The organism is Faecalicatena sp. (assembly GCF_058819085.1).
This window is the reverse complement of record NZ_JBZUUL010000013.1, coordinates 144,166-160,402: the sequence shown is the minus strand read 5'-3', so window position 1 is coordinate 160,402 and position 16,237 is coordinate 144,166. Positions and strand designations below refer to the sequence as shown.

Genomic DNA, 16,237 nt, shown 5'->3' with positions numbered 1-16,237 from the left:
GAATAAGGGATAAAAGGTGGACAGTAAAAAATGAATGATTTAGAGATGTACCGTGAGCAGCTTGCTCTTTGTGATGACAAGATCATCGATGCATTGGTAGAACGCAATGCGATCGTGGAAAAGATCATGGCATATAAAGAAGAGTATGGTATGCCTATTCTGCAGCCGGCACAGGAGGCGAAGCAGGAGCGCAGGCTCAAGGAGAAGCTGGAAGGGAATAAGTATCAGGAGGAGATTCACGATGTGTTCCGCAGAATCGTGCGCAACAGTAAGCGAATCCAGGCGAGAGGGCTGTTTTCCTATAATATCGTGCTGATCGGATTCATGGGGGCGGGCAAGTCGACGGTTTCCGATTACCTCAGTACCATGTTTGCAATGAATATCGTCGAGATGGACCAGGAGATCTCGAACAGGGAAGAGATGAGTATCCCGGATATTTTTGCAACATATGGCGAAGAATATTTCAGGGAACTGGAGACAAAACTTCTGATCGAATTGCAGTCAAAGAAAAATACGATCATCTCCTGCGGGGGCGGCGCTGCAATGCGCGAAGAAAATATTGCTGAGATGAAAAAGAACGGCAGAGTCGTACTTCTGACTGCCAGTCCGCAGACGGTATATGAACGGGTGAAGGACAGTGATGACAGGCCGGTACTAAATGGCAATAATAATGTAGAATATATTGCGGAGCTGATGGAGAAGCGCCGTGAAAAATATGAAGCAGCGGCAGATATTGTGATCCAGACGGATGATAAGTCGGTTTTGCAGGTCTGTGAAGAATTGATTTCTAAACTAATGGAGTTGGATGCAGAATAATGTTTGATAAATTTTTCCCGGATGATTATAGGATGTCTACATATGTCATCCCATTTGAAAAATTGTATGAGGAAGGGTACCGGGGCGTAATCTTTGATATTGATAATACGCTCGTACCGCATGGTGCGCCGGCAGATGAGCGGGCGAAGAAGCTGTTTGTGCGGCTTCGGGAGATTGGATTTTCATCCTGTTTGATATCCAATAATCAGGAAGCACGTGTGAAGATGTTCAATGAAGAGATTGGGACCAATTATATTTACAATGCCCATAAGCCTTCCACAAAAAATTATAAAAAGGCGATGGAGATCATGGGTACCGACTTGAGCAATACGGTTTTTGTTGGGGACCAGCTTTTTACTGATGTATGGGGAGCAAAAAGAACCGGGGTCCATAATATTCTGGTGAAACCCATCCACCCAAAAGAGGAGATTCAAATCGTTTTAAAACGCTATTTAGAGCGGATCGTGCTGTATTTTTATAAAAAGAAGCAAAAGAAACAGCTATCTAAGTAAAAAAAGGTTGAAAAATAGAAGAATCTATTATAAAATTATAAACAGTGTAAATTAGGTATGTGCATAAATTGCGCGATTGAAGGAGGATTACAATGATTTCAGCAGGAGATTTTAAAAATGGCTTAACCGTTGAAATTGACGGAAATATTTACCAGATTATGGAATTCCAGCACGTAAAACCAGGAAAAGGTGCAGCATTTGTAAGAACAAAATTAAAAAATATAATCAGCGGTGGTGCCGTAGAAAAAACATTCAGACCTACAGAAAAATTTGAACAGGCTCGTATCGACAGAAAAGATATGCAGTATCTCTATCAGGATGGCGATCTATTCAACTTCATGGATGTAGAGACATACGACCAGATCGCATTGAACTCAGAAGTAGTTGGCGATGCTTTAAAGTTTGTAAAAGAGAATGAGGTCGTTAAGATCTGTTCTCACAATGGAAACGTATTCTCAGTTGAGCCGCCTCTGTTCGTAGAGCTGGCAATTACAGAGACAGAGCCGGGATTCAAGGGTGATACAGCTCAGGGAGCAACAAAGCCTGCTACAGTAGAGACTGGCGCAGTAGTAATGGTTCCGCTGTTCGTAGAGCAGGGAGATGTATTGAAGATCGACACAAGAACAGGTGAATACCTGTCACGTGTATAAGCATTTGATGATCATAAGCAGGAAAACAGATCGGTTTTCCTGCTTATTTTTATGGAAATACCTATCCCTGTATCATAAAAAGCTCTTCCGGCGGGATGCAAAACTTTTTATACTTTTGAAGAGATAGGGGGACATTTATGCAGGGAATCCTGCAGAAATAATTTATAGGAAAAGTAGTTGTGTTTTGTCTTCCAATCGTATATAATCATCTTACATAATATATTTCAAATCAATTTATCTCGGCATTTTTCGTGCCAGCTTTCTCAATTTTTATGATGAGCGTACAGTGGGTCAATTAGAGAGGAGATTTATGGGATATCAGGATTTTTTGTACGCTGTTGAAAAAGAATTGAACAAGAAGTTAAAGGAGGGGATCAGAGCAAGTATATATACTGCTGTTAAGAATAACGGCAGGGAAAAGAAAGGCATTTTGATCGAGACGCAGGGATTTCATGCGGCTCCAACAATCTATCTGGAGGGATTTTATGTCCGGTTTTTAAGAGGGGAGCCTTTGGAAAGGCTGATCAAAGAAATCTTGGATTTTTATGAGTGTGTGAGGCCGGAAGAAGTCTGGGACAGCAGAAAATTTGAGAAATATGAAGAAATTCAGGATAGAGTTGTATTTAAACTGATTCATTGTTCAAAAAATAAAGTACTGCTCGAACAGGCTCCTTACATAGCGGTTTTAGATCTGGCGATTGTTTTCTATGTGCTTTTAGACATGGAGAAGAGGGGAACGGCAACGATCCAGATCTGCGCTGAACATATGAAAAAGTGGGGAATTTCCAAGAATGATCTGTTTTTGGACGCAGTACAGAATGTAAAAAAACTGCTGCCTGCGGAATTTTTTACAATGCAGTATGCACTCGAGCAGATGTTAGAAGTTACAGAAGAGGACGAGGCGGAGAATCTTCTGGAGGAGGTAAGAAAAGATAAAAGGGATGTCATGTATGTACTGACCAATCCACCCAGAAATTATGGAGCAGCCTGTATAATGTATCCACATGTATTAGAATTGATCGGTGATATACTGAGGGAGGATTATTATATTCTGCCCAGCAGCGTTCATGAGGTTATTATTGTTCCGGATTCTAAGGCTTTAGACCCGGATGAAATGGACGAGATGGTTGCGGAGATTAATGAGACACAGGTAGAACCGGAAGAAGTCTTAAGTGACCATGCATATTTTTATGAGCGTAAAAAGAAACGTCTGATGATGAAAAAGAAGCTAGGATGGCAGATGCAGGAATCCATTGCGTATAGAACGGGGGAGATCCGGTTCGGGGAGCAGGAGGACTATTATGGTACAGGTAGATAGTTTTTCATAGAAAGCTATGATAAGCTTAATACAGGAGGTGCAGATCATGACAGAACAGGAATTATTGAATGTATTTTCAAAATTATTAGATCAAAAACTAATGCCTATCTTGGCGTCGCTGGAGAAAGGGCTAGAGGAAGTAAGAAGCAGCGTGGAAATTCTGGGGGAACGGCTTGTCGTGGTAGAGTCGAAAGTAGAAGCGCTAGGGGAACGGCTTGTCGCGGTAGAGTCGAAAGTAGAAGCGCTAGGGGAACGGCTTGTCGCGGTAGAGTCGAAGGTAGAAGCGCTAGGAGAGCAGCTTGTCGCAGTAGAGTCGAAAGTAGAAGCGCTAGGGGAACGGCTTGTCGCGGTAGAGTCGAAAGTAGAAGCGCTAGGGGAGCAGCTTGTCGTGGTAGAGTCGAAAGTAGAAGTGCTAGGAGAACGGCTTGACACGGTAGAGGCGAAAGTAGAAGTGCTAGGAGAGCGGCTTGACACGGTAGAGGAAAGATTAGAAGAAGGGCTGAATAAAATAGAGTTGCTGGGAGAACGGCTTGATAAAGTAGAGGCTAATTTAGGAGGCAGAATTGATGTGGTCGAGACGAGTGTGGAAGTGCTTAGCAGTAGGATCAACGGCGTAGAAGATGCCTTAAGAACTGAGATTTCTCCACGGATTAAGGGGATTGAATTAAGCCTTGAAAATATCATCATACCGAGGCTGCAAAATATTGAATCTTGTTATACTTCTACATATGAGCGCTACAGGTTAGGAAATGAGGAGCATGAAACGATGAAGTCGGACATCAGTATGCTGAAAGAGGTGGTCTCTGAACATAGCCGTATATTGGCTGGAACTGCTTAGGGATCGTTTGAGAAAAATTATTATGAGGGAGGGGCATCTGATGTCCTTCCCTTTAATAATGCCTATTTATTGAACTGCCTTTCGGACAATTCTTTTGTGCACCGAGAATTCTTTTTATGTTTTACTCTTTACTTTTTTCAAAAATTGTGCTAGGATTATAAGGCGTTCTGTTGAGGGATATCTCTTGTACAGCAGGATCGCACCAGATTATGCGTCTGTAGCTCAGTGGATAGAGCAATGCCCTCCGGAGGCATGTGCGGCGGTTCGACTCCGCCCAGACGTGTATTTTTTATGCCCTGGAACGGATAAAGAGAGGGCAAAGTACAGATATGTATTAGAAAAGATAATGTAGGATATGAGATCGACATAAGAGGGAATGGGAAAGATGACAGGATATAAGACAGCGTTTAAAAAAGCGTTTCCCTATACGATCCCGGTTCTGACGGGATACTTGTTCATAGGGATCGCTTTTGGAGTGATGTATGCAGAAAAAGGGTACTCGGCCTGGTGGGCTGTTTTGATGAGTCTGCTCGTTTATGCCGGCTCCGGACAATATCTGGCGGTGAATTTTTTTGTACCGGGGATATCTTTTGTGCAGGTGATCTTTATGACTCTTATGGTCAATATACGGCATGTGTTCTATGGACTTTCCCTTTTGGATAAGTTTCATAAGATGGGGAAGAAGCGATGGTATATGATTTTTGGACTGACGGATGAGACGTACTCTCTTCTGTGCACTACCAAAGTGCCTGAGGGCGTGGAAGAGGATAAGTTCTTATTTGCGATCGCTTTGATGGACCAGAGCTATTGGATCATTGGCTCAGCAATAGGCGGGATTCTGAAAAGTGTACTTCCGTTTAATGCAGAAGGAATAGAATTTGCGATGACAGCACTGTTCGTTGTGATTTTCGTGGAACAATGGATGGATGCGAAGAACCGTGTTCCGGCAGTGATCGGTATTGTATGCGCGGTACTTTGTCTTCAGATTTTCGGCAGCGGTAATTTTGTGTTCCCGACAATGATGATGAGTATTATGGTTCTATTTGCTACAAGAAAGAGATTAGAAAAAGAAAGGGAGGTGGAAGTATGCCAGTAAGTATAACGACCTCCCTGCTGATCATACTTGCAGTCGCGGTCACCACCTTTGCAACAAGAGCGGTTCCGTTTCTGATTTTTCCCAAGGGGAAGCCGATCCCTAAGACGATAGAATATTTAGGGAAGGTGCTGACACCTGCAGTCATTGGCATGCTGGTCGTGTACTGTTTAAAAGATACGCCTGTGATGGCTGCTCCGCATGGGATCCCGGAATTGATTGCTGTTTTGACAGTCGTGATTCTTCATGTCTGGAAAAGGAATAATCTTCTGAGTATCGGTGCAGGAACTGTTTTATATATGTTTCTTGTCCAGGCTGTATTTTAAGCTTATCATAGAAGTCTCCTGCCAAGAAGCAGCAAAAGAGGCTATGAGGAAACAGTATAGAAAAAGCTCACAGATAAATCTGGTTTTCTGAACAGATCGATCTGTGAGCTTTTTAAATATAGAGACATGATAAAACAATGCTAATTTAAGTTTACCTTTTTGTTCATGATGTAGTGAATGCCGATATATCCTACGATGATTAAAAGTACAGACATGATCGCGGATATCCGGAATGAGGTCATCATATAATATGTGGCACTGGTACCTGTCATGAGAACGTAATTTGTAGATCCAGGTGCAATATGGAATGCAAACATCAATGCAAATGTGATCATCTGAGTTACTGCTGAAAGGATCACGTACATAACGATGGAGCATAAAACCCGGTGCCCCGGGAAAAGCTGTCCGACACCGATGCAGAGATAGATGAAGATCACACTGCCTATAGTGCCGAGTATCCCGTACAGCAGACCGGTGATGCCAAACTGGCTGATCGGCATGCCTAAGGACACGGTAACCTCGGAAGAAATGGCTGCGTAAGCTGTCGTCACATTATCACCGCTGACCAGGATCCACAGGCCCAATGAGCACAGCAGAAGATTGCCTGTCTCCCAGATGACCCCGGAGATGATCTTTGCCCACAGATGCTGGGTAGCTGTGGCAGGAAGCGTCCAGGTTAAGTAGCCTTCATCCGTAAAAAGATTCTTGTAAAAACGAACCGCAATCAGAGCAGTCATGCCGAAGCACACAGCGGTAAATAAAAGAATCAAAACTGAGCAGAATACGATTAAAGAAGGGATGATCGTATTGGCCGGCGCGTTAAAGCTAATCTTTTCCATGTAGAAAAACCGTCCCAGTGTGCAGACAGCAATCAAAATCACATGGAGGATGATAAAGATACGCACTCCGTATTTTAAGTCATATTTAATGAGTTTCCCTAACATTTGAATACCTCCCTGAATAATGTATCGACAGATTTTCCCCATTTTGTACGGATGTCATCTACGGTCTCATTCAATGTGAGATGTCCGTTCTGGAGGAACAAAACCCGGTCCAACACATTCTCAATATCTGTAATCAAATGCGTAGATATCAGGATGGTTGCATTCTCATTATAATTCGTCAGAATGGTATGTAAAATGTAATCCCGCGCGGCAGGATCAACTCCGCCGATCGGTTCATCCAGTATATACAATTCCGCATCCCTGCTCATGACCAGGATGAGCTGTACCTTTTCCTTTGTTCCTTTTGAAAGCGTATGGAGTCTGGCATGTGTGTCGATCTCCAAATCTTTGAACATGGCATTAGCCCGTTCTATGCTGAAATTATCATAAAAGTCAGCGAAATAGGAAGTAATATCGCTTACGCGCATATGTCCGCTGACACTGCTGCGTTCAGGAAGATAGGAAATCATCTTTTTTGTCTTGACCCCGGGGGCCATGCTGCCTATCATCACACGGCCGCCAGTGGGGACTAACAGCCCGTTGATCAGCTTGATCAGTGTCGTCTTACCGCTGCCGTTAGGGCCGAGCAGGCCGACGATCTGGCCTCTTTCCAGAGTCAGGTCCAGGTTGGAAAGGGCATAGAAGTTATTGTACTTTTTCGTCAATCCCTGACATTCCAGAAGTGGTTTCATCTACTTATCCCCCTTTAATGCTTTCTGAATCAATTCTAATGTCTCTTCATCTTCGAATCCCAGCAGCTCCATCTTCTCCAGGAACTGATGAATATGCTCGGATGCTAATTCCAGTTTCATATTCTTGAGCATCTTTTCGTCCTCCGTGATAAACCGGCCGCTTGTACGCTGGGAATAAACCAGACCGCTGCGCTCAAGTTCCGAGAGCGCTTTCTGCATGGTATTGGGATTCACGGCGGCATCCAATGCCAGATCACGGACGGATGGGAGCTTATCTCCCGGCTTGTAGACACCTGCAATGATATCCTGCTGGATACGTTCCATAAGCTGCAGGTAAATGGGACGATCATTATCTAAATCCCATGGCATCTCAGTCACCTCTTTTTCTATTCTAAGACTGTACTAACTGTATAGTACAATCATACAATGAGGCCGGACAGATGTCAAGTGTCAGCCCCTTTTCTTTTCATTCTCGTCAATGATCCTGTTCAGTAGATCAGGGTCAAAGACACCTTTTTTCAGCATCTCGATTTCATATCTATAAGGTGCGTAGGATTTCTTATCTTTTGTTGGAGAGGGAACATAAGGGGTCTCCAATATTTTCGGAACATCCTCAAAATCTTTGTGATGGACGATCCGGTTCAATGCCTCAAAGCCGATCTCTCCGAACCCAATATTCGCATGGCGGTCTTTGGATGCTCCGGGCACATTTTTGCTGTCATTGATATGAAAGACGGCAATCTGATCCTTTCCAAGGATCCGGTCAAAGTCCGCGATCACATCATCAAAGTGGTGGATGATATCATAGCCGCTGTCACTGGTGTGGCATGTGTCAAAGCAGACGCGCAGCTTTTCATTATGAGTGACGCCGTCATAGATCCGGGCAAGCTCCTCAAAGGTGCGTCCCACTTCGGAACCTTTTCCGGCCATAGTCTCCAGTGCGATCAGACAGTCCGTATCCTTGGTCAGCACTTCATTCAGGCCTTTGATGATCTGTGCGGTGCCGGTGTCTGTGCCTTCTCCTACATGAGCGCCGGGATGGAGGATCAGGACATGACTTTTGCAGGCGATGGTCCGCTGGATCTCCTTATCGAGAAATTCTACGGCCAGCTCGAAGGTTTCCGGCTTGACGGCGTTCCCCAGATTGATGATGTAAGGGGCATGGACGATGATCTCATCAATCCCGTGTTCTTTCATATAATCCCAGGCCGGGCCGATGTTCAGTTCGCTGATTTCTTTGCGCCGTGTGTTCTGCGGCGCCCCGGTGTAAAACATAAATGTATCTGCCCCATATGAGACAGCTTCTTTTGCAGAACCAAGCAGCATTTCTTTGCCGCTCATTCCGACATGTGATCCTATTTTCATATTAGATCCTGCCTTTCTATCTCTTTTCAAAACCCCACTGTTCACTGTCAGTGGACAGTAACAAAGCCCGTAAATACGGGAAAACTTCTATGATTAATACTTGTACTTCCTGATTATACATGATAGAATATCGAAATGGAAGAAAAAAAGAACGGAGCGTGAGATAAAAGTGAATACATTATTGGAACTTATTACCATAGAAATGAAAAAAGCATTTCAGGCAGCAGGTTATGATGAAGCGTTTGCGAAGGTGACACTGTCCAACAGACCGGATCTGTGTGAATACCAATGCAATGGCGCGATGGCGGCAGCTAAGACCTATAAAAAGGCCCCGATCATGATCGCGAACGATGTTGTGGCAGGCTTAAAGGACGTAAGCTGTTTTGAACTGGCAGAGGCTGTGAATCCGGGATTCATCAATCTGAAAGTAGATCCATCCTTTGCAGCCGGATTTTTAAATGAAATGGCAGCTGATCCGGACCTGGGGGTGGAGAAGGAGGCAGAACCTAAGACGGTTATGATCGATTACGGCGGACCGAATGTGGCGAAGCCGCTCCATGTAGGACATCTTCGTTCTGCGATCATCGGAGAGAGCATCAAGCGTATCATTCGTTTTAAGGGCAATGAGGTGATCGGAGACATCCATTTAGGCGACTGGGGATATCAGATGGGGCTGATCATCACAGAATTGAAGAAAAGAAAGCCAAAGCTTGCTTATTTCGACGATGCCTTTGAAGGGGAGTATCCAAAGGAGGCTCCATTTACCATCGGTGAACTGGAAGAGATCTATCCGACAGCCAGCGCTTATGCCAAGGAGCATGATGATTACCGTGAAGAGGCGTTAAATGCCACATTCCTGCTCCAGAACGGACACCGCGGCTACCGCGCCATCTGGAACCATATTATGAACGTTTCGGTGACAGATTTAAAGAAGAACTATCAGAATCTGAATGTAGAATTTGACCTCTGGAAAGGGGAGGCGGATGCCCAGAAGTACATCCCTGATATGGTCGAGATGCTTAAAAATGAAGGGTATGCCCACTATGATGAGGGCGCGCTTGTGGTAGACGTCCAGGAAGAGGAGGATAAAAAGGAAGTTCCGCCGTGTATGATCCTGAAATCTGACGGGGCAGCCCTGTATGATACAACAGATCTTGCCACTTTGGTGGAGAGGGAAGCATTATATAAGCCAGATGAGATCATTTATGTGGTGGATAAGCGCCAGGAGCTGCATTTTGTGCAGGTGTTCCGATGCGCGAAAAAGACCGGGATCGTCCGTCCTGAGGTGGATCTGCAATTCCTTGGATTCGGCACCATGAACGGCAGGGACGGCAAGCCTTTTAAGACAAGAGAAGGCGGTGTCATGCGTCTGGAAAACCTGATCCGCGAGATCAATGAAGAAATGTATCAAAAGATCATGGACAACCGCACAGTGACAGAAGAAGAGGCACTTAAGACGGCTAAAACTGTCGGACTCGCTGCGATTAAATATGGAGATCTGTCCAACCAGGCCTCCAAGGATTATGTGTTTGATGTTGACAGATTTACCTCCTTTGAAGGAAATACAGGACCGTATATCCTGTATACGATCGTGCGTATCAAGTCTATTTTGAATAAGCATCAGGAAAACGGTGGAAAACTTGACGGACTTTCTGTCAGGAAGGCGGAAAACGACTGCGAGAAGACATTGATGCTGGAAGCTGCGAAGTTTAATGATGTGATCGATGCGGTTTATACAGAGACAGCGCCGCATAAGCTGTGTGCTTATATTTACGACCTGGCAAATGCGTTCAACAAGTTCTATCACGAAACCAAAATCCTGACAGAGGAAGATGAAGAGGTGAGGGCAGGGTATATTGCACTGTTAAAGCTGGTGAAGGAAATCTTGGAGACCTGTATAGATCTGCTTGGTTTTGAAGCACCTGAAAGGATGTAATAAAAGGTTATGACAGAAAAGTTATTTTATCAGGACAGTCATATGAAAGCGTTTACAGCCCGTGTCCGGATGTGTCAGCCGAAAGGGAATGAATATGAGGTGGTCCTTGACAGGACTGCCTTTTTTCCAGAAGGCGGCGGGCAGTATGCAGATACCGGACTGCTGGGAAATATAAGGGTGCTGGATGTTCATGAAAGAGATGGTATTGTATATCATCTGACAGAGGGGCCGCTCGATGTGGATACCGAAGTGGAGGGCATCATTGACTGGGAGCTGCGTTTTATGAAGATGCAGCAGCACACCGGGGAGCATATTGTTTCAGGGCTGGTCCATGCAGGATTCGGTTATCGTAATGTGGGGTTCCATCTTGGCAGTGAAGACTGTACGATGGACTTTAACGGCGAGATTACCAGGGAAGAATTAAAAGAGCTTGAGTGGGCGGCGAACGAGGTAGTTTTTAAAAATCTGAGGGTAGAGGTCTCCTATCCTTCGAAAGAAGTGCTGGAGACATTGGAATACCGCAGCAAGATCGAGATCGAGGGACAGGTCCGGATCGTGACCATACCAGGGTACGACGTATGTGCCTGCTGCGCGCCTCACGTAGAGAATACCGGAGAGATCGGGCTGATCAAGCTGACCAATGTACAGCGTTATAAGGGCGGTGTCCGGGTGACCATGCTCTGCGGATTCCGTGCACTTATGGATTACCAGGAAAAGGAACGGCATGTGAAACATATTTCCGCCCTTCTGTGTGCAAAGGAGAATGAGGTATCAAAGGCTGTAGAGCACTTGAAGGAAGAGCAGGGAAAGCTCAAGGGAAAACTATCCGAAAACCAGAAGAAAGTGTTGGAATACAGGGCAAAGGAAATCCCGAAAGAAGAGACGTTTGTCTGTCTGTTTGAAAGGGAACTGGAAGGCGATGGCCCCAGGGTCCTGATGAATCTTGTCCTAGCAGAGGGAAAGACCGGCTGTGCCGTCTTTTTGGAAACAGGACGGGAAGAATACCGTTATGTGATCGGCAGTAAGACAGCGGATATGCGTCCATTGGCGAAAGGGTTGAATGAGATGTTTTCCGGAAGGGGAGGCGGTAAACCAGAGATGGTACAGGGCTCTCTGAAAGGAAAAGAATGCGATGTGAGGGAGTGGATACAGAAGAAAGTGAGGGAAACAACGAATGAATAAGAATCCGGGGGCAAAGCAGTTCTGGAGAGTATGCGGCCCTATTCTTTTGTATTGGCTGATCGAGTTTGCGGCAAGTACCTTTGCAGGGCTTGTTGTCATGCTTCCTCATTTTGGTGAATTCATGAGGAATATGGCAGAAGCAGGGGTGCAGACACAGGAGCAGGCAACAGAGCTAATATTACAGCAGTATGAAACAATGCTTAACCTGGTTATGAAATATCAGGTGGAGATAATGGCGGCGGCAGCTTTATGTACGATTCCGTTAACGGCATATTTATTTCATGCAGACAGGAAAAGGGAACGTACGCTTAAGCTTCCAGTGAATAAAAAAGCAGAATCGTGGAGATATCTGGAGATCATCGGGCTGGGGGCTGCAATCTGTATTGGTTTGAACTGTCTGGCAGTTATGACAAATCTTGCATTTGCAAGCGCGGAATATCAAGAGACCTCTGAAGTTTTTTACTCTGCCAGTGTTCCAGTACAGTATCTGTGTCTGGGAATCATCATTCCATTGACAGAGGAATTGATGTTCCGGGGAGTTTTGTTCCAGAGATATAGGGAGCGCAGTAAGTTTTTGTCAGCCGCATTATATTCGACAGTTCTGTTCAGTCTGACTCATGGGAATATGGTACAGTTCCTATATACGTTTATACTGGGATTTCTGCTTGCCTATGTTTATGAAAAATTCGGTTCCTTCAAGGCACCGGTCCTGCTTCATATCGTAGCAAACATGACCTCTCTGATCATGACAAATACAGGTGTTTTTGACTGGCTTTTGGGTAAAGCTTCCCGGCTGGGAATCGTGACTGTGGCATGCGCATTCGTGGGATCTGTGATGTTTGTTTTGATACAGCGGATCGATGAAAAGCCGGAAGGAATAGAGATACCGCAGGAAAATCAGCATACTCCGGATATGTTCCGGTAGGACATTGATTATATGAAAATGTGATTTATACGAGATGGGGAGGCTTCTGTTAAGGAGACCTCCCCTGAATCGTCTTATAGGATCATTATGACAGGACTAAGGAGTGACATGGAAAAAATATGCTTGACTTTTGTGTGAGTTGAGAGTAGTCTAATAGCACAGACATGGTTGGGTCTGTATCGGGGATTTATCTTTTATATATCTATCAGGGATCTGGGAATCTTTATTTTTTCCCTTTTATTATTTATGAAGTGATTTGTTTTTAGCTTATTATCCTGCAGCGTTATTTGTGTACAAGATTTTTGTATAGCAAGCTATGTATTTAATGCTGAAATCTGCGGATAGATAAGCGTCGGGTTGAATGTACAGTGTTTGTCCGGAGGCTGTTTTCGAGTGCATGCCAAAGGAAGTGATCAATGATTACGCAGTCAGTTTGAGTCTATGATGAGATGGATTTTTATCATGATATTTCATGATCTTATAGCAATTCTTTTTTGGAGGTTCTCCAAAGATATTCAAGTTTTTAAAGATGGGAGTCTGCCTTGGCCTGATGTTACAAAGCCAGGGGAGTATCTTATAAAGCGCCTTTATCTTTTAGCCGGGCGTCAGCATCTTAATAGACAGTCTGTTTTATTACAGGGATGGCTGTCTATTGGGCGGAAAGGTGGTGATGCGTATTGATTGTTATGGTGTTTTGCTAGGTTAGGAAAATAAGAACAATAGAAGTAAAAGAGTATATTTGAGCAGACCTATGGTGAGTTTATGATTTTACAGGAGGATGAATATGAAAACATTTATGGAAGAGTATGGGATTATTGTTGTAGCAGCAATTGTGATCATGATTATTGTAGTGGCAGCAACGCCGCTTGGAAACAGTATAAAACTGGGGATCACTGAGGCAGTGGGAAAATTGACGACCGCACTGGGGACAACTGCGGCTGTTACCGGGTTATAGATGGCAGGTGGTTGATCGGTGAAGGTTTCAAAGGATGCATGGAATCTAAAGGAAGAAAGTTTTGGCCCGTTTTTAAAGTATGTACTGGACGATGAGATCACAGATATAAACTATAATGGGGCAGATGTGTGGGTGGAGCATTTAAGGCATGGTATCTATAAAGTGCCGCTGCAGTTATCCGAAGAGTTTGTCAGCCAGTTCAGTATCCGGGTTTCTAATGTGGTCAGTCAGCAGATCAATAAGTTTAATAACGTTCTGGAGGCAGAGACAGATGTACTGAGGATATCGATCATACATCCGAGTGCCACAAATACCGGATATGCAGTTTCCATCCGCAAGACTCCGGCTGTAATGAGGCTGACAGAGAAGAGGATGCTGAGGGAGCAATACTGTTCGCGGGAAGTTCTGGAATTCTTGATAAACTGCATGAGGGCCAGGATGAATATGGTCTTTTGCGGCCGCCCGGGTGCAGGAAAGACGGAACTGCTTAAGTTTTTGACACAGTATATTCCAAAAGAGGAAAAGGTGATGACGATCGAGGACAATCTGGAGATTCATTACAGGGAGATCAATCCGGGAGCAAACTGTGTGGAGTTAAAGGTAGATGATGAGCTCTTTTCCTACACGAAGGCTATCAAGACGGCGCTGAGGCAGAATCCACAGTGGGTTCTGCTCTCGGAGGCAAGATCGATGGAAGTGAAATACTTATTGGAATGTTTTTCAACCGGGCTTCATGGACTGACGACTCTGCATACGGATGATACGAGGAAGATACCCGACCGGATACAGAATATGATGCAGGACAGTTATGCGGCGTCCAGACTGGAAAATGATATTTACAGTTTTTTGAATGTAGGGATATTACTCAGGAAGAGGGTGACACCGAGTAAGGAAGTGGTCAGATACATTGATCAGATCTGTCTGTTTGACCGTGTGGGTGAATCTAATGTTATGAGGCTGATCGCTGAGGGAGGAACGTTTGTTTCACAGGAGATACCTGACAACCTCAGGAAGAAATTCAGGCTGGAGAATATAGTGGATCCCTTCGGCAGTATACAGATAAAGAATCAAGGGTAAGAATACAGGAAGGGTTACGGAGACAGGAATGAATAGAGGTGGAAGAAAGAAGAAGGTGTACCGGTATTTAGATCCCAGATATGCAAAACGAGAGCTGCATAAGCTTGGGTATCAATTTTCTTTGAAGAAGTATCTGGGATGTTTTCTGGGAATTTCAGGAGGTATAGCAGCGCTGGCATATGTGTTTCGGTTAAAGATGCCCTGCATCATCGCCGTATGTCTGGTGACAGCCTGCTTTGTTCCGGGGATCTTTATCATGGAATACCGGAATATGTATGAGCAGAAACGATTTGAGGACATCACAGCGTATATGGAACAGATTTTGTATTCCTTTAAACGCAGGGCAAAGATTCTGAATGCATTAGAGGATACACAGGTTTTGTTCAGGAAAGGAGAGAGCAGGCTGTATGATGCTATATCAGATGCAGTAGAGTACATCCGCAGTGCTGAGGCGGACGTTCATCTGTACAGGGAAGCCTTTGCTTTTATTGAAAGAGAATATGGATGCGCCAGATTATATAAGATCCATGACTTTTTGATCGAAGCAGAAGAGGTGGGCGGAGATTTTGGGACTTCTGCAGATATACTGCTTCATGACAGGAAATTATGGATCGACCGGGTATATGAACTGCAAAGGGAAAAGAAAAATGTCAAGGTCAAGATTACGATTGGGATCGGATTATCATTTTTAATATGTGGGATGACTGTGTTTATGCTTCCGAAGGAATTTACTATAACGGATCATCCGGTATCCCAGGCAGTTACAACACTGACGATCCTGCTGAATCTGTTGATCTGGTACGCTGCTCAAAAGAAGCTGTCAAAGAGCTTGATCTTGAGTGAGGAGGGTATGGAGTACGAGGAGGTGAAAAGGCAGTATGAGTATGTCATGCACGGGCATTCGCAGCGGGATAGACGGAAAGCTTTATATGCGTCACTGCTGCTGGTCCCGCTTATGATATTCTTTGGTCTCAAGGGGAATGTGTGGGCCGCAGGCGTGATCTGTATTTTTGCGGTCCTGATAGGAACCCAGCCTGCAAGGCGGTACAAGGTGTCATTAAAACATCTGACCAGAGCTGTTGAAAAGGCGTTTCCGCAATGGCTTCTCAGCATGTCCTTAAAGCTTCAGACAGACAATGTGCATGTATCACTGGCGAAATCAGTGGAAGGTGCACCTAAGGTCCTGAAAGAGCAGCTGGGCGGGCTTATAGAGGCAGTAGAACGAGAGCCGGATTCTGTGCAGCCCTATCTTGGTTTCATGCAGCCGGTGAAACTTCCAGACGTCACATCAGCAATGAAAGTATTGTATTCGATGGCAGAATTCGGTGCAGCTGATATAGGAGGGCAGATCGGTCCTTTAGTAGAAAGGAATGCCGCCATGACGGATAAGGCGGAACGGCTCAGGGCGGAGGATGAGATCGCCGGAGTCGGTTTTCTGGTTTTACTGCCTATGATCACAGGTGTGATCAAAATGCTGGCAGATCTGGCTCTGGTTGTGGTTTATATCCTGTCGGCAGTCAACAATGTGGCCTGAGAGGAGGGAGAACTGTGAAAGAGTTTTTAGAGGAATATGGAGGGATCATCGCTATCTCACTTACGGGATATGCG

General features: G+C 44.8%; 18 protein-coding genes and 1 tRNA gene. 15 read left to right on the top strand and 4 right to left on the bottom strand.

Going from position 1 to position 16,237, the window contains the following annotated elements:
* Positions 1-30: 30 nt before the first annotated feature.
* The 8 genes from AC4OGX_RS06965 to AC4OGX_RS06930 all read left to right on the top strand — a co-directional run bounded on the left by AC4OGX_RS06965 (position 31) and on the right by AC4OGX_RS06930 (position 5,553).
* Positions 31-816, top strand: coding sequence for a shikimate kinase (locus tag AC4OGX_RS06965; protein ID WP_493329379.1), 786 nt, complete (start codon positions 31-33; stop codon positions 814-816).
* Positions 816-1,328, top strand: coding sequence for a YqeG family HAD IIIA-type phosphatase (locus tag AC4OGX_RS06960; protein WP_493329378.1), 513 nt, complete (start codon positions 816-818; stop codon positions 1,326-1,328). The genes AC4OGX_RS06965 and AC4OGX_RS06960 overlap by 1 nt, the downstream gene beginning before the upstream one ends.
* A gap of 92 nt (positions 1,329-1,420) precedes the next feature.
* Entirely contained in the window at positions 1,421-1,978 is a 558-nt protein-coding gene (gene efp, locus AC4OGX_RS06955; RefSeq protein ID WP_216243810.1) for an elongation factor P, read from the top strand.
* Positions 1,979-2,288: 310 nt separating this feature from the next.
* The gene (locus tag AC4OGX_RS06950) at positions 2,289-3,296 is read left to right on the top strand and encodes a DUF5688 family protein (RefSeq protein WP_493329376.1); all 1,008 of its coding nucleotides are present in this window, start codon (positions 2,289-2,291) and stop codon (positions 3,294-3,296) included.
* A 16-nt stretch (positions 3,297-3,312) separates the two neighbouring features.
* Positions 3,313-4,134, top strand: a complete 822-nt coding sequence (locus AC4OGX_RS06945; RefSeq protein WP_493329374.1) for a hypothetical protein — start codon at positions 3,313-3,315, stop codon at positions 4,132-4,134.
* 211 nt (positions 4,135-4,345) lie between these two features.
* A tRNA-Arg gene (locus AC4OGX_RS06940) sits at positions 4,346-4,417 on the top strand.
* A 102-nt stretch (positions 4,418-4,519) separates the two neighbouring features.
* Positions 4,520-5,230 carry an AzlC family ABC transporter permease gene (locus tag AC4OGX_RS06935; RefSeq protein WP_493329484.1) on the top strand — a complete coding sequence of 237 codons (711 nt, stop codon included), beginning with the start codon at positions 4,520-4,522 and terminating at the stop codon, positions 5,228-5,230.
* The gene (locus AC4OGX_RS06930; RefSeq protein ID WP_493329372.1) at positions 5,221-5,553 is read left to right on the top strand and encodes a branched-chain amino acid transporter permease; all 333 of its coding nucleotides are present in this window, start codon (positions 5,221-5,223) and stop codon (positions 5,551-5,553) included. The genes AC4OGX_RS06935 and AC4OGX_RS06930 overlap by 10 nt, the downstream gene beginning before the upstream one ends.
* Positions 5,554-5,693: 140 nt before the next feature.
* Here AC4OGX_RS06930 and AC4OGX_RS06925 read toward each other — a convergent pair whose 3' ends face one another.
* The 4 genes from AC4OGX_RS06925 to AC4OGX_RS06910 form a co-directional block, all read right to left on the bottom strand.
* Entirely contained in the window at positions 5,694-6,497 is an 804-nt protein-coding gene (locus AC4OGX_RS06925) for a hypothetical protein (protein WP_493329370.1), read from the bottom strand.
* Complete coding sequence (locus tag AC4OGX_RS06920; RefSeq protein WP_493329369.1) at positions 6,491-7,189, bottom strand: ABC transporter ATP-binding protein; 699 nt, start codon at positions 7,187-7,189, stop codon at positions 6,491-6,493. The genes AC4OGX_RS06925 and AC4OGX_RS06920 overlap by 7 nt, the downstream gene beginning before the upstream one ends.
* A complete protein-coding gene (locus tag AC4OGX_RS06915) occupies positions 7,190-7,558 on the bottom strand; it encodes a GntR family transcriptional regulator (protein ID WP_493329368.1) in 369 nt (122 codons plus the stop codon).
* Positions 7,559-7,639: 81 nt separating this feature from the next.
* Entirely contained in the window at positions 7,640-8,554 is a 915-nt protein-coding gene (locus AC4OGX_RS06910) for a deoxyribonuclease IV (RefSeq protein ID WP_493329367.1), read from the bottom strand.
* Positions 8,555-8,723: 169 nt separating this feature from the next.
* Between AC4OGX_RS06910 and argS the strand changes: the two genes are divergently transcribed.
* From argS to AC4OGX_RS06875, 7 genes are all read left to right on the top strand, one after another.
* A complete protein-coding gene (gene argS, locus AC4OGX_RS06905; RefSeq protein ID WP_493329366.1) occupies positions 8,724-10,490 on the top strand; it encodes an arginine--tRNA ligase in 1,767 nt (588 codons plus the stop codon).
* Positions 10,491-10,499: 9 nt separating this feature from the next.
* Positions 10,500-11,672 carry an alanyl-tRNA editing protein gene (locus tag AC4OGX_RS06900; protein ID WP_493329364.1) on the top strand — a complete coding sequence of 391 codons (1,173 nt, stop codon included), beginning with the start codon at positions 10,500-10,502 and terminating at the stop codon, positions 11,670-11,672.
* Positions 11,665-12,597 carry a CPBP family intramembrane glutamic endopeptidase gene (locus tag AC4OGX_RS06895; RefSeq protein WP_493329362.1) on the top strand — a complete coding sequence of 311 codons (933 nt, stop codon included), beginning with the start codon at positions 11,665-11,667 and terminating at the stop codon, positions 12,595-12,597. The genes AC4OGX_RS06900 and AC4OGX_RS06895 overlap by 8 nt, the downstream gene beginning before the upstream one ends.
* Before the next feature lie 441 nt (positions 12,598-13,038).
* On the top strand, positions 13,039-13,278 hold the full coding sequence (locus tag AC4OGX_RS06890) for a hypothetical protein (RefSeq protein WP_493329361.1): 240 nt from the start codon (positions 13,039-13,041) through the stop codon (positions 13,276-13,278).
* Between the two features lie 103 nt (positions 13,279-13,381).
* Entirely contained in the window at positions 13,382-13,552 is a 171-nt protein-coding gene (locus AC4OGX_RS06885) for a hypothetical protein (protein WP_493329360.1), read from the top strand.
* An 18-nt stretch (positions 13,553-13,570) separates the two neighbouring features.
* Positions 13,571-14,629, top strand: a complete 1,059-nt coding sequence (locus AC4OGX_RS06880) for an ATPase, T2SS/T4P/T4SS family (RefSeq protein WP_493329358.1) — start codon at positions 13,571-13,573, stop codon at positions 14,627-14,629.
* 28 nt (positions 14,630-14,657) lie between these two features.
* Positions 14,658-16,163 carry a hypothetical protein gene (locus AC4OGX_RS06875; protein WP_493329357.1) on the top strand — a complete coding sequence of 502 codons (1,506 nt, stop codon included), beginning with the start codon at positions 14,658-14,660 and terminating at the stop codon, positions 16,161-16,163.
* Positions 16,164-16,237 lie beyond the last annotated feature (74 nt).